The 13,564-nt window shown below is 43.3% G+C and carries 12 protein-coding genes; 5 read left to right on the plus strand and 7 right to left on the minus strand.

Features of this window, described 5'->3' with window-relative positions; all coding sequences use genetic code 11:
- The first annotated feature begins 72 nt into the window (after window positions 1-72).
- The 3 genes from WFY05_RS18960 to WFY05_RS18970 all read left to right on the plus strand — a co-directional run bounded on the left by WFY05_RS18960 (window position 73) and on the right by WFY05_RS18970 (window position 1,283).
- Window positions 73-396, plus strand: a complete 324-nt coding sequence (locus tag WFY05_RS18960; protein WP_340114495.1) for a hypothetical protein — start codon at window positions 73-75, stop codon at window positions 394-396.
- 90 nt (window positions 397-486) lie between these two features.
- On the plus strand, window positions 487-840 hold the full coding sequence (locus tag WFY05_RS18965) for a DUF3088 family protein (RefSeq protein WP_340114496.1): 354 nt from the start codon (window positions 487-489) through the stop codon (window positions 838-840).
- A gap of 62 nt (window positions 841-902) precedes the next feature.
- On the plus strand, window positions 903-1,283 hold the full coding sequence (locus WFY05_RS18970; RefSeq protein ID WP_340114497.1) for a hypothetical protein: 381 nt from the start codon (window positions 903-905) through the stop codon (window positions 1,281-1,283).
- Between the two features lie 60 nt (window positions 1,284-1,343).
- Here WFY05_RS18970 and WFY05_RS18975 read toward each other — a convergent pair whose 3' ends face one another.
- The 6 genes from WFY05_RS18975 to gcvT all read right to left on the minus strand — a co-directional run bounded on the left by WFY05_RS18975 (window position 1,344) and on the right by gcvT (window position 9,822).
- Window positions 1,344-4,319, minus strand: a complete 2,976-nt coding sequence (locus WFY05_RS18975) for a PEP/pyruvate-binding domain-containing protein (protein ID WP_340114498.1) — start codon at window positions 4,317-4,319, stop codon at window positions 1,344-1,346.
- Window positions 4,320-4,433: 114 nt separating this feature from the next.
- On the minus strand, window positions 4,434-5,684 hold the full coding sequence (locus WFY05_RS18980) for a DUF1015 domain-containing protein (RefSeq protein ID WP_340114499.1): 1,251 nt from the start codon (window positions 5,682-5,684) through the stop codon (window positions 4,434-4,436).
- A gap of 89 nt (window positions 5,685-5,773) precedes the next feature.
- The gene (locus WFY05_RS18985) at window positions 5,774-6,160 is read right to left on the minus strand and encodes a four helix bundle protein (RefSeq protein ID WP_340114500.1); all 387 of its coding nucleotides are present in this window, start codon (window positions 6,158-6,160) and stop codon (window positions 5,774-5,776) included.
- A 79-nt stretch (window positions 6,161-6,239) separates the two neighbouring features.
- Window positions 6,240-7,160 carry an NAD(P)-dependent oxidoreductase gene (locus WFY05_RS18990; protein WP_340114501.1) on the minus strand — a complete coding sequence of 307 codons (921 nt, stop codon included), beginning with the start codon at window positions 7,158-7,160 and terminating at the stop codon, window positions 6,240-6,242.
- Window positions 7,161-7,289: 129 nt separating this feature from the next.
- Window positions 7,290-8,357, minus strand: a complete 1,068-nt coding sequence (gene serC, locus WFY05_RS18995) for a 3-phosphoserine/phosphohydroxythreonine transaminase (protein ID WP_340114502.1) — start codon at window positions 8,355-8,357, stop codon at window positions 7,290-7,292.
- A gap of 379 nt (window positions 8,358-8,736) precedes the next feature.
- Window positions 8,737-9,822 carry a glycine cleavage system aminomethyltransferase GcvT gene (gene gcvT / locus WFY05_RS19000; RefSeq protein ID WP_340114503.1) on the minus strand — a complete coding sequence of 362 codons (1,086 nt, stop codon included), beginning with the start codon at window positions 9,820-9,822 and terminating at the stop codon, window positions 8,737-8,739.
- Between the two features lie 120 nt (window positions 9,823-9,942).
- Between gcvT and WFY05_RS19005 the strand changes: the two genes are divergently transcribed.
- Window positions 9,943-10,296: an Hpt domain-containing protein gene (locus WFY05_RS19005; RefSeq protein ID WP_340114504.1), complete on the plus strand. Its 354-nt coding sequence runs from the start codon at window positions 9,943-9,945 to the stop codon at window positions 10,294-10,296.
- 10 nt (window positions 10,297-10,306) lie between these two features.
- On the plus strand, window positions 10,307-10,594 hold the full coding sequence (locus WFY05_RS19010) for a PQ-loop domain-containing transporter (RefSeq protein WP_340114505.1): 288 nt from the start codon (window positions 10,307-10,309) through the stop codon (window positions 10,592-10,594).
- Window positions 10,595-10,633: 39 nt separating this feature from the next.
- On the opposite strand, the gene clpB is transcribed toward WFY05_RS19010, so the two are convergent.
- Window positions 10,634-13,222 (minus strand): ATP-dependent chaperone ClpB, encoded by a 2,589-nt coding sequence (clpB, locus tag WFY05_RS19015; protein ID WP_340114506.1) that lies wholly within the window; start codon window positions 13,220-13,222, stop codon window positions 10,634-10,636.
- Between the last annotated feature and the right edge of the window lie 342 nt (window positions 13,223-13,564).

A 13,564-nucleotide genomic window follows, 5' to 3' on the forward strand; every position in this document is an offset into this window, starting at 1 on the left:
ACGCGATACAATCGCGCGGGAACTCTGAGTTATAATCACTTATAAATACGATCAACAATAACAATTAAAACCATGAAAAACTGTCCGAATTGCAAGGCCGAAATCGAAGATAATTTCGAACTGTGCTGGAATTGTAATTACAGCTTCACCGAGCAAAAAATAATCGACATAAAAGATTTAAACGAAAACAAAAGACAAATCGACTGCTTACGATGCGATGTGCCCATGCTGTTTTCGGGAGAATATAAATTTCACGAAGGCCCGAAAATTGGAATTCTGGGAAATGTATTTGAAGCGTTTGTTAACCGGGAATCGTTTGATTTATACCTGTGCCCCAAATGCGGGAAAGTGGAATTCTTTGCTCCGATGAATAACAGTGAGTATAAATTTGAATAAAACAGAATTTAAATAATCAACTCCTCGCTGCGAACGATTCTTGCTACACACTGTTATTAGATCATAACGAATCGCAATAAAGAAGTTCTGATGGCAAAATTATTTTTACTCAATCCTGATTTTACCGATAAAAAACGCGATGATAACATCCGCTACTTTTGTCCGCATGCAGCGCAAATGAGAGGTGTACTGGAATACTACCCAAAATTGAAAGAACTGCTGGAAGTGGTATATGTTGATTTTGAGCGTCCGCGCAAAGTTTTGGTCGACCTGGTAGGTGAAGAGAACCAGGGTTGCCCCAACCTGTTAATTCCAAAATCAGAAGTAAGCTCCGGCGATGATCTCAGTTATTTTGATTCGTACGGCGATTATTATTTTACAAATTCCGAGGAGCTGATCTACCGCTACCTCTCGGAGAAATACGGGATTGGAATACCCCACTGAAAAGATACAAGCTGTTGCTTTCCTTCATAAAATAAGTTCACCATTAAACGAATCCATTGGATATGTTAGAAACTGTATTGGCCATAATTTTTAGCGCATTAACAGCTATCGTCATCCTTTTTCAGGGATGTTTGGCTGCCGGAGTGCCATGGGGACAAGCATCTATGGGTGGCCGGTATCCGGGAAAATATCCACCAAAAATGAGAATCGTTGCCGTTGTAAACATGCTTATTCTGGGCTTTTTTGCAGCGCTTGTATTAGCCGAAGCCGGCATTATGTTCCTCCAACTACATCCAATTTCCGGTTTTGGTATCTGGATTGTTGTTGCATTTTTTATCATCTCAACGGTTATGAATTCCATTACACCGAGTAAGATTGAACGTATTTGGGCACCGGTAGCTCTCGCTCAACTCATCACAAGTATCATTATTGCCGTTTCCTAACTTAAGAAAACGAAGCTCATCCTGCCCGGCGCAGCTTTGCCGTGCCTTCTGAATAAACTTTTAACAATGGATCATTGCTTTGCGTTCCCGGCCATCCATTAATATCGTTAGCGGCTTATTAAAGCGAACATGCTTGATAAATTCGGTTTCGTGCAATACTTCCTGTTGGCGCAATGCTTCCATTTTTAACTTTGAATTTCGTGCATTATGCGGAACCGAGAAATACCCCACATTCATGGAAGTAACATTATGGAAAAAATGCGAACCCAGCGAAGCATCGAGCGGGAAGTCGGGCAAACCCATTTCAATAATAATTCGTGCCCGCGAAATACCCGACCACAATACCGGAATACCGGTGTATTGATCGCGCGATCCCCAGCGCCCCGGACCAATTAAAATATATCCAATTCCGGCCTCGTCGAGTTGGTGGTTCAGGTGCTTGATCTCTTCGGCCATTTGCTTGGTCTGCATCCGGTCGAATTTATCCGGATCGACGTAAACCACATCCCTGATATCTTCGATTTTCCCGTTTCCCATGCCGCGTTCGGCATACATAAAAACCTTGTCCTCGTCAACTGCACTAATATCAACATCTACCTTTTCTTCAATCCTTATCAGTGGCTTAATCTGAAGGATATAAAGTGTTGGCAAGCCATTTTCAGCCGGCTCGATATCAAGGGCATATTCAATCTCAACCGGCGATCCCATGGCTTCCTTGAATAACCTCAGCATCAGATGCAAGGCATCGGCAAGCGGCAGGTGATTGTATTTTAAGATGTTGGCAAAATCGATGACTTTCGGTCCGCTTCCCTGGATACCCGGAATCAGGTCGTCGTTTTCCATGGAATACGTAGAAGCAGAATGTTCAAGTGTTCCGTCGGCTTCGGCTTCCTTGATGCGGTATTTTTTGATGGCAGCATCTTCGCCATCACTAACCAGGTCGAATTCAGGCTGCGATAGATCGATGGCATAAAATTGCTTTTGTGTATCGCGCAACTGATCTTTCAGCGCTGATGCGTTAAGGTTAGGATATTTCGGGCAAAAGCGAAACGAATTTTCGCCGCCTACCACGTACATTCCAAGTCCTACTGCTGCCACCGAAAAACCGTCGTTGGGTTCCATGTACGAAATGGGGTAATAATTGTAGGATTGCGCCACTCCCGAAATGGTCGGGTAAAATTTATCGTTGTAGTTGTGCCCCACCACTTCCTGAATGAGCACCGCCATTTTTTCCTCTTCAATCTTGTAATTCACGGCATCGAAATATGCCTGTGCCGAATCAGTAAAAATACTTGAATATACCAGTTTGATGGCCGTTTCCAGCTGGCGGTAGCGCACGTTGATGTCGTCGTGATTATTCGGGATGAGATAAGTAGCGTAAACCCCTGAAAATGGCTGCAGCAGCGAATCTTCAAACAATCCCGACGAACGAATAGCAAGTGGCCTGTCCATCACTTCCAGGTAACGCATCAGTTTGCTGCGGATCTGTTCGTCGAATTCCGAATCGAGAAAATGTTTACGAATGGCATCGTAGTCATTCAACGAGTAAATGTCGTCGTACAGGTTGTTCATCTCCACAAACTTGTCGAATTCCAGTGCCCCGATTATGGCTGTTGACGGAATGCGAATGTTCATGTTCGGGACCAGTTTCAGAAAATCGATGTTTTCAATAAAATTGCAGATAAAAGCCACTCCTCTTCCTTTTCCTCCCAGCGATCCTTTGGCCAGACGAACGATAAAGCGATTGGAATTCACCACATCGGGATCAAAGTTAACAATGGTACCTCGCAGCTTTTCGAAACGAACGGTTTTAAATACATCCAGACAAAACTGACGAAGCAATTCCGGCGAGTCAAAATCAGAAAGTTGAACCGGCCGCAATCTTTCTGCCATATTGATCTCGCCACGTGCCATCAACCAGGTTGAAAACGAGTTCCGGCTTCCGTGGTATTGAAGTGCTCCGGCAGGAACCACTTTTAATTTCTCCTGAAATTCAGTCAGATTGCGGGCTTCAGTAATCGGCAACCCGTCGATTCCTTTGAACACAAAATTACCAAAGCCCAAACGCCGGTAAAGAAAATTAAGAATGTCCATCGACAAACTTTCGGAGTTCTTATTGATAAAATCAGCGCCGATCTCTTTGGCCCGCTGTGCATTGGTAATGTCATGCGACTGCAGCAAAAGCGGGATCGGGAATTTCCTGTTGCGCTCGGTATATTTCAGCAGTTCAACTCCGGCATCTTCGTCTTCCACGCCATCCTTTTCGAATTTTACATCCGAAATTACACACAGCATATATCGACGGTAACTGTTAATGAATTTTACGGCATCTTCATAATTGTCGACCAGAATTACTTTTGGCCGTGCACGCATCCGAAGTATCTTGTGTAATTCATCCTTGGCATCTTCCTTCACCAGCACCTGGGTCTGGGTCATCACGGTTGTAAACAAAACCGGCAGGTAGCGCGAATAATACTGAATGCTGTCCTCCACGAGCAGGATTACCCGAACATTACCGTTCTGTGTGTCGCGGGCCACGTTTTTTATGTCCTCGATGTATTTGATCATGGCCATAAAAACATTCGAGTTACCATTCCACACAAAAATCCGATCGATAAAATCAAGCTTTCTCTTCTCGGCCTGAAAGAAACGCAGATCGGCGTTGTTGTTCACCAGCAGCAAGAGCGGAACGCGAGGCCGCATATTTCGAATAGCCTTAGATGTAGCAATCGGCGTATCTTTATCCACACCCACCATCACAATAATCAGGTCGAAATCGCGGTGTTCGAGCATCAGCAGTGCATCTTCCTTGGTATGTACGCTGGAAAAACGTGGTGCGGCATACAAATTTAACTGCAGGTACTCGCCAAAAATTTTATCGCTGAACTGGCCTTCACGAACAATGGAATATGAGTCGTACAAAGTAGCTACCAGCAATACCTCCTTCACTTTTGTAGGCATGAGTTCCTGGAAAATATCGCGGTCGGTTTTACGCTTTTTGTAAAGACGTGATAATGAAATATTGTCAATGTCCATCTGTTCGGATTTAGATTTTGAAGTTAGCCAATTTTTGTTTTTTCGCTGAAGTAAGTGCACAAAAAATCCCGATCCGTCAGCAGACGGACCGGGATTTTTATATCATGAACTCAATTAATCCAATTTATGAATCACCAACCCCGAACGCAACTTTGGTTCGAACCAGGTGGTTTTTGGCGGCATAATGTTTCCGCTGTCGGCAATGTTGATCAGTTGATCCATTGAAACCGGGTAAAGTGCAAAAGCAGCTTTCATTTGGCCTGCATCAACACGGCGTTTCAATTCAACTAGTCCGCGAATTCCACCCACAAAATCAATCCGTTTCGAGGTACGCAAATCCTTAATTCCGAGGATCGGTTCGAGCACCTGATTCGACAAAATGGTCACATCCAGAATACCGATCGGATCATTGTCGTCGTATGTTCCGGCTTTTGCTGTGAGTTTGTACCAGTTTCCGCCAAGGTACAAGCTGAATTCATGCAAGGCCGCGGGTTTGTAGATCTCGGCGCCCATGTTCTCTACATCGAATCCTTTGGAAAGTTCTGCCAGAAAATCGACATCTGACAATCTATTCAAATCGGTAACAACACGGTTGTAATCGATGATCTGCAACTGATTATCGGGAAAATGAACCGCCATAAAAAAGTTATACTCTTCGTTGCCTGTATGATTTGGGTTTTGCTCCGTTTTTTCCAGACCGATGCGTGCCGCTGCCGCTGTGCGGTGATGTCCGTCGGCTACATAAGTAAATGGCACTTTATCGGTGAAAAGCTGCTCAAGTTGTTTGTTGGTTTCTGCATCGTCGATGGTCCAGAAATGGTGGCCAAAACCATCTTCAGCCGTAAAATCGTACACCGGTTTTTGGTTCTTCACAATCGAATCAACAATGGCATCAATCTCGGTCACTGCTTTGTACGCAAAAAACACCGGCTCGATGTTCGCATCGAGGTAGCGGGTAAGCACCATCCGGTCTTCTTCCTTTTCAGGGCGGGTAAGTTCGTGCTTTTTTATGATGCCGTTTTCGTAATCGGCACAGGCAGCGGCCCCCACAATTCCGTATTGCGTTACTTCATTCATGGTTTGTGCATAAATGTAATATTTGGCTTCACCATCCTGTTGCAGCCAACCTTTCTCCTGAAAAGCTTTGAAGTTTTCTACAGCTTTGTTATACACTCTATCCGAATGAATGTCCTCCACATCGGGACACTCAATTTCAGCCTTGGTGATGCGCAGCAAGGATTTCTCCTTTCCGTTTGCCATTTCGGCAGCCTCTTCCGAGTTCATTACATCGTAAGGTAAACAAGCCAGTTCCTCAATAATTTCGCTGGGTGGCCTCAGCCCTTTAAAAGGTTTTATAATCGCCATACTAATTTTTACAGTTTTGTGTTAATGAGTAATGGAGTGAATGCGTAATTATCACTCTCCAACCTAACACTGATTTGAGACAAAAATAGTTATTTATTCAGTTTCCTATTTAAATACTTTTTGTATCCGGCCGCCATTTTAGACAGTTCGACTAAAAGTGTTCTTGACTCGATATATTTTAGTTCATCAATGTAATTCCTTCTAAAAGCAATTGTTGAACAAGCCAAACATTCCCGAACTGAACCTCGAACAATACGCAAATATCTTAAGGCCAAAGGAATACTCTCACCATATCCTTCCGCAATATTGAGAGAAATTGAAGTAGCTGCCCTGTTAAACTGACTTCCAAGTTCAAATCGTTCTTCTTTAGGAAACCGGATTATTAAATCGTAAACAAAATCTGAATAATCGAGTGATTTTTTGTACAATTCCAACGATTCAAAATCGAAGAGATTGGAATGAGGATAATTTTTCATACTAATTGATTTTAAGTTGAAAGCAAAAGTTACAAAAAAACCAACGATCCAACGTTTACTCAATTACCCAATTCCTGTTTTATTTATTTACCTGGTGAGTAGTATCGCCTTTTTCAAAAAAGTCGACAATCTGCTCGGCGGCTGCCAGACCTGCATTCAAATTGGCTTCTGCAGTTTGAGCCCCGGCTTTTTTAGGCGTAAAAAAGCAACGCCCCGGAAACTTCTCTACGAATTCGGCTTCAGCATCCGGAGTTAGGTCCGACATGTATTTAATGCCTGGCCTTTCCTCCATTATCCTTATAAGATCGGGCTCGTTGATTACTTCTTTACGTGCGGTATTCACGATTACACTATTGTCTTTCAGGTGTTGAAGAACTTCATAACTCACCGATTTTATGTGCTCACCACGAGCAGGAACATGGATGGAAACGATATCGCTTTTCTCGTATAGCTGTTCGAGCGAATTGGTTACTTTCAGTCCAATAGCAGCTGCAGCCCCTTTGCTGTAACGGGTGTAAACAATCACTTTCATTCCCATGGCCCGGGCAATACGAAAAACATTACGGGCCACGTAACCAAAACCGTGCAGTCCGAGCGTACGTCCGCGCATTTCGCCTCCGGCTTTTCCCGAGAACAATTCGCGCAAACCAAAAATGGCAAGACCAATAGCCAGTTCGGCAACGGCATTCGAATTTTGTCCCGGCGTGTTCATCACCACAATATTTCTTTTACTGGCAGCTTCCAGGTCAACATTGTCGTAACCGGCTCCGGCACGTACAACAATCTTCAAATTTTTCCCAGCTTCAAACACCTCCTCATCAAATTTGTCACTTCTGATTATGGCCGCTTCAGCATCAGCAATAGCACTGAGTAACTGCTCCTTCAATTCGTACTTTTCGAGCAGCGACAATTCGTAACCTGCTTTATTAAATATTTTACTGATTTTTTTTATTGCAACGGGAGCAAAAGGTTTAACAGTCGCAACTAGGATCTTTCTCATCTTATTGGTTTTTTATAATTAACTTGATTCGCTAACAACTCATAAAAAATCTTTTCACCGGGAGCTCCTGAAAAACTTCAGGTGAAAAAAATGCAGGACTTTCGCCCTGCATTTTCTGAACTATTTGAACTATTTCGTTTTTTCAAATTCCTGCATGGCCTCGATCAGTGCTTTTACACTGTCGATCGGCATCGCATTGTAAATTGATGCTCTGTATCCTCCCACTGAACGGTGTCCTTTAATACCGATCATTCCTTTTGAAGTGGCGAATTCGAGAAATTCTTTTTCAGCTTCCGCATATTCCGGAGCCATTACAAAAGTCACGTTCATGAACGAACGATCTTCTTTGGCCGGCACAGTGCATTCGAACAGTTTGTTCCGGTCGATCTCGTCGTACAACAAAGCTGCTTTCTCTTCGTTCACTTTTTCCATGGCTTCAACCCCACCATTTTCCTTCAGCCAGCGCAATGTCATTAAACTGGCATATACAGGAAGTGTAGCCGGAGTATTGAACATAGAACCACTGTTGATGTGAGTGTTGTAATCCAACATGGTAGGAATCGGACGATCGATTTTACCCAGCGCTTCATCTTTTACAATAACCAGTGTAGCTCCCGATGGTCCCAGGTTTTTCTGTGCTCCTGCATAAATCAGGTCGTATTTGGCTACGTCAATCGGACGCGAGAAAATATCGGACGACATATCGGCTACCAGTGGCACGTTTACATCCGGAGCATCCACCTTGGTACCAAAAATGGTATTGTTGCTGGTGTAGTGCAGGTAACTGGCATCGGCAGGCACTACGTACGATTTCGGAATGTAATTAAAGTTGGCATCAGCCGATGAAGCAACCTCAAGCACTTCACCAAAAAACTTGGCTTCTTTTATGGCTTTTTTCGACCACGCACCGGTGTTCAGGTAAGCGGCTTTTTTATCCATTAAATTGTATGGAGCCATTAAAAACTGGGTACTTGCACCTCCCTGTAAGAAAAGTACAGAGTAGCCTTCGGGTACTTTTAACAGTTCTTTTACCAGCGCTACTGCTTCGTCCATAACCGCTACGAATTCTTTGCTACGGTGCGAAACTTCCATTACTGAAAGCCCGGTTCCGGCAAAATTCATAACTGCTTCGGCCGTCTTTTCTATTGTAAATTCCGACAGAATTGATGGTCCTGCATAAAAATTGTGCTTCTTCATAAATACAACAATTAAGGTGAGTAATTTTTAATCCTTTCTTGTAAACACCTCTTCAAAGTTCAGGATAAATTGGTGTTTAGCAGATGAGAAAAATCAAGTTATTATCTATTCTTATGAGTTTTAAAACATTGATATACAACACAGAATCGATTGACAGAAATCATTTTAGCTCTCAATCGCAGGTTAACATTATCAAAATCAACCTGTTATTTTTAACAAAAATATTGGATTCTGACGATTATCACCCATTAAAGGCATGAGAAATATCACATTTCTGATTTATTTAAACAGAATTTAATCTGACCGAAGTAAGAGAGAGGAAATAAAAAAGGCTGCAATTTTGAAATGCAGCCCTGTAACTTTGATTCGTTTTATTGCTTTAGATAAAAGGTGTTTTTACAATTTCGGCGGGTATTTTCTTGTTTCTGATCTTCACAAAAATTTCGGTACCAAATGCCGAATATTCTTTGGCAACATATCCCATTCCAATTCCTTCGTTCAGCACCGGCGACATGGTTCCCGAAGTTACCTGGCCAATCACCGCATCTTCTGCGTTGATCAACTCGTAACCTTTTCTTGGAATTCCTCTTCCCAGCATTTTAAAACCACGAAGACGACGTGTTACGCCCTCATTCTTTTGCATGGTCAGAAACTCACGGTCGACAAATTCGCGACCATTGTTGAATTTGGTAATCCAGCCCAATCCGGCTTCAATCGGCGAAGTGGTATCATCAATATCGTTTCCGTAAAGACAGTAGCCCATTTCCAGGCGAAGCGTATCGCGCGCTGCCAATCCAATGGGTTTTATGCCCAATTCTTTTCCGGCATCGAAAATGGCATACCAGACATGTTCAGCTGTATCGTTATTAAAATACAATTCAAAACCACCCGCTCCGGTGTATCCCGTTGCTGAGATGATGACGTTATCAACTCCGGCGAATCGATTGACAGTAAACGTATAGAATTTAATTTCGGAAAGATTTACATCGGTAAGTTTTTGCAATACCGCCAATGCTCGAGGCCCCTGAACGGCCAACTGGCTCATGCTTTCGGAGGCATTTTCAAGTTCGGCGCCAATTGTTTCGTTTTGCTGAACGATCCAGTTCCAGTCTTTTTCGATGTTGGCGGCATTTACTACCAACAGGTATTTATCGGGCTCGTAACAATAAACCAGTAGATCGTCAACAATCCCGCCTTTACCGTTTGGCAGGCAACTGTACTGCGCCTGTCCTGGGGTAAGATTTCGTGGATCGTTCGAATTTATCTTCGCAATCAGATCGAGAGCTTTAGGTCCCTTCACCCAAAATTCGCCCATGTGCGATACATCAAAAACACCGACTCCCTCACGCACGGTCATATGCTCATCTTTTATTCCTGAATACTCGATGGGCATCTCGTATCCGGCAAACTCAACCATTTTAGCCTCAAGGTCTTTGTGTATCTTATTAAAAGCCGTTGTCTTCATTTTTTGCTTAGTAAATTTGCTGCAAAACTATGGATTCACTCACAGCATTCACATGAAATTTATCAGCCATTAACTGAATTATTCATCCATAAATTTGCAAATTTGCCCGAAAGTACAAAAATGAACGACAGGTTTCAACACATTCGTACAAAACAAGTGGAAGAAATTTCAGGGGGCGATCTTGAATTTCTTTCCGAATTGGTGGATATCTTTCTGGTGCAGATTCCTGATTTCGTTAGTAAAATGACCACCAACCTGAAGGCAGAACACTGGCTGCAACTGGCCAGAGAGGCACATACGGCAAAATCATCGGCCATGACTTTTGGCATGGATGAAACCGGAGTTTTGTTAAAAAATATTCAGCTGCGTTGCGAAGCAAACGAACTCGACGAGGTTCCAAAAATGGTAAAACAAGCTGTTGAACAGCTCGAAGGTGCCATTCCCGAACTGGAACAATTCAAACAATCGCTTTAAAAAATTCAAAATGATTAATGAAACCATTGGCTGGGTGGGCAATATTTTGTTTGCCATTTGCGGAATTCCGCAGGTGATAAAAACCTACCGCTCGAAAAGTGCGAAGGATCTGAGCCTTCTGTTTTTGTGGTTGTGGATGTCGGGCGAGTTACTCACGTTTGTCTACATCCTGATTGGAGACTGGGAAACAGGTATCGCCCATTTCCCCCTCTATTTTAATTACATCGCCAATATTTTTATGGCCACTTATTTGATCTGGGCCAAATATACCTATCCAAAAAAACATTCCACAAAGTAAGAATCCGATCCTTCAGAAAAATCGGATCCTCGTTTGTAGTTAATTCTTAAAGATCAACTCATTGTCAGCTATATCCACCACAATTGGTTTTTCTTTGTTCACCGTTCCGGCCAGAATACGTTTTGAAAGTTCATTCAGCACATTTCGTTGCAATACACGTTTTACCGGGCGAGCTCCAAAATGCGGATCGTAACCAATGGTTGCCAGGAAGTCTGTAGCTTCCGGGGTGATCGTAATTTTCACTTCGGAACCCGACATCCTTTTTACAACCTGATTGAACTGTACTTTCACGATCTCACGAATATCTTCTTTCGATAACGGTGTGAACACGATCGTTTCATCTATCCGGTTCAGGAACTCGGGCCGGATCGTTTTCCGCAACAGTTCGAGTAACTGATTTTGAGTTTTCTCCAAAACTACGGCCTCGTTCTCATCGCTCATATTCTCATAATTCGCCTGAATAATCTGCGAACCAAGATTCGAAGTCATGATTATAATCGTATTCTTAAAGTTCACCGTGCGACCTTTATTATCAGTCAATCGGCCATCATCGAGAACCTGAAGCAGTACGTTAAACACATCGGGGTGTGCTTTTTCAATCTCGTCGAACAGTACCACTGAATAAGGTTTATGCCGAACAGCTTCGGTTAGCTGTCCTCCTTCATCGTAACCCACATATCCGGGAGGCGAACCGATCAGTCGGGTCACCGAGAATTTCTCCTGGTACTCCGACATGTCGATCCTGGTGATCATGTTCTCATCGTTGAACAGGTATTCGGCGAGTGATTTTGCCAGCTCGGTTTTTCCCACTCCGGTAGTTCCAAGGAAAATAAAAGAACCAATCGGACGCTTTTCATCCTGCAACCCGGCCCGGCTTCTTCGAACGGCATCGGAAACCGCAACAATGGCTTCATCCTGTCCGATCACTCGTCTGTGCAGCTCTTCTTCCATGTGCAACAACTTTTCACGCTCGCTCTGTAACATTTTATTTACAGGAATTCCGGTCCACCGGGCAACTACTTCCGCAATATCCTCAGTGTCTACTTCTTCTTTAATCAGGCTCTCGCCTTTTTTCATTTCCTCCAGTTCCTGCTGCAAGCGTTCGATTTCTGCTTCTGCCTCCTTCACCTTACCGTAGCGAAGTTCTGCAACCTTGCCATAATCGCCCTGACGCTCGGCCTGCTCGGCTTCAAACTTTAGTTGATCGATCTCCTCTTTTCGTTTCTGTATGGCCTCGATCACCGATCTTTCCGATTCCCATTTAGCGCGTAAATGAGATTGTTCTTCTTTGAGGTTCGAAATCTCCTCATTCAAAGCCTCTAGTTTTTTCTTATCATTTTCGCGTTTAATGGCCTCACGTTCAATCTCGAGTTGTTTCACCTTGCGCTGAATTTCATCGAGTTCTTCCGGTACTGAATCGATCTCAAGACGCAGTTTGGCAGCTGCCTCATCCATCAGGTCGATAGCTTTGTCGGGCAGAAACCGATCGGAAATATAACGTTGTGAAAGCTCCACGGCAGCAATAATCGCATCGTCCTTGATCTGTACTTTATGGTGATTTTCGTATTTCTCCTTGATTCCCCGGAGAATTGATATAGCACTTAAAGTATCCGGTTCGTCCACATGAACGATCTGGAAACGGCGCTCCAATGCTTTGTCCTTCTCAAAATACTTTTGGTACTCGGCCAGGGTTGTTGCACCAATGGCGCGCAACTCACCTCTTGCCAGTGCAGGTTTCAGAATATTGGCCGCATCCATTGCTCCTTCTCCTTTGCCGGCACCCACCAAAGTGTGTATCTCATCGATAAACAAAACCACCTCGTTATTGGATTGTATCACTTCATTGACCACAGCTTTCAGACGTTCTTCAAATTCCCCTTTATATTTTGCTCCGGCCACTAATGCTCCCATATCGAGCGAGAAAACCTGTTTCGATTTCAGATTCTCAGGCACGTCGCCACGCACAATACGATGCGCCAAACCCTCTGCTATAGCAGTTTTACCGGTACCCGGTTCACCTAAAAGAATAGGATTGTTTTTGGTACGTCGGGACAGGATCTGCAAAATTCGTCGTATCTCATCGTCGCGACCAATAACCGGATCGAGCTTTCCGATTCGGGCACGCTCGTTCAGATTAATAGCAAAACGATTGAGCGAATTAAATTTGTCCTCGGCTGTCTGACTATCCACTTTCGAACCTTTTCGCAATTCTTCAACGGCATGCTTCAACTCCTTTTTAGTAATGCCGTTGTCTTTCATCAACTGACTGGTGGAATCTTTTACCTCGAGCAGTGCCATTAAAATATGCTCTACCGAAACATACTGGTCGCCCATTTCCTGGGCCAGTCCCAAAGCCTTTTGCAGCGCCTGGTTGGCTCCGGAAGCGAGATAAGGTTCTCCTCCGGAAACTTTTGGAAAAGACTCCACAATTTTATTTAGTGCCATTTGAAAAACCGAAGTATTTACACCCAGCTTTTTCAACAAAAATTCAGAAACATTTTCGGCAGAATGCATTACTCCGCGCAATAAATGTGCAGTTTCGATGGCTTGTTGATTGTTCGCTTGTGCAATTTTAAAAGCCTGTTGAATGGCTTCCTGCGATTTTATGGTAAAATTGTTCATATTCATAGCTAACTCCTTTTCTGTTTTTTTTAAGGAATTGCACAACAAACTACAAGCCATAACTTACTGAATGACAGAATGTCGAGCAGAAACAAAAAAGCATGAAACTATTTCCGGAAACGGGAATTTTACCAGGTAAATTTGGCAGATGAGCGCATAAAAAAACAGAGATGATTAACACCACCCCTGTTTCCTAACCTAACCAAATCTATTCTCTATGAAAAAACACTAAAACTATTCAAATTTCTTATGACAAAAATAAGGCGGAATTTAGTTAACTCATACCAACGGAAGTTAAAGAATGTTAACACTCAAAATCCATTTTTTGCATTGATTCTCTGAAAGCTC

Origin of the sequence: Maribellus mangrovi, assembly GCF_037646455.1 — a bacterium.
GTDB classification, from domain to species: domain Bacteria; phylum Bacteroidota; class Bacteroidia; order Bacteroidales; family Prolixibacteraceae; genus Draconibacterium; species Draconibacterium mangrovi_A.

Coding starts and splice junctions, on each gene's coding strand:
- WFY05_RS18960 (WP_340114495.1), top strand. CDS start 73: ATGAAAAACTGTCCGAATTGCAAGGCCGAAATCGAAGATAATTTCGAA.
- WFY05_RS18965 (WP_340114496.1), top strand. CDS start 487: ATGGCAAAATTATTTTTACTCAATCCTGATTTTACCGATAAAAAACGC.
- WFY05_RS18970 (WP_340114497.1), top strand. CDS start 903: ATGTTAGAAACTGTATTGGCCATAATTTTTAGCGCATTAACAGCTATC.
- WFY05_RS18975 (WP_340114498.1), bottom strand. CDS start 4,319: ATGGACATTGACAATATTTCATTATCACGTCTTTACAAAAAGCGTAAA.
- WFY05_RS18980 (WP_340114499.1), bottom strand. CDS start 5,684: ATGGCGATTATAAAACCTTTTAAAGGGCTGAGGCCACCCAGCGAAATT.
- WFY05_RS18985 (WP_340114500.1), bottom strand. CDS start 6,160: ATGAAAAATTATCCTCATTCCAATCTCTTCGATTTTGAATCGTTGGAA.
- WFY05_RS18990 (WP_340114501.1), bottom strand. CDS start 7,160: ATGAGAAAGATCCTAGTTGCGACTGTTAAACCTTTTGCTCCCGTTGCA.
- serC (WP_340114502.1), bottom strand. CDS start 8,357: ATGAAGAAGCACAATTTTTATGCAGGACCATCAATTCTGTCGGAATTT.
- gcvT (WP_340114503.1), bottom strand. CDS start 9,822: ATGAAGACAACGGCTTTTAATAAGATACACAAAGACCTTGAGGCTAAA.
- WFY05_RS19005 (WP_340114504.1), top strand. CDS start 9,943: ATGAACGACAGGTTTCAACACATTCGTACAAAACAAGTGGAAGAAATT.
- WFY05_RS19010 (WP_340114505.1), top strand. CDS start 10,307: ATGATTAATGAAACCATTGGCTGGGTGGGCAATATTTTGTTTGCCATT.
- clpB (WP_340114506.1), bottom strand. CDS start 13,222: ATGAATATGAACAATTTTACCATAAAATCGCAGGAAGCCATTCAACAG.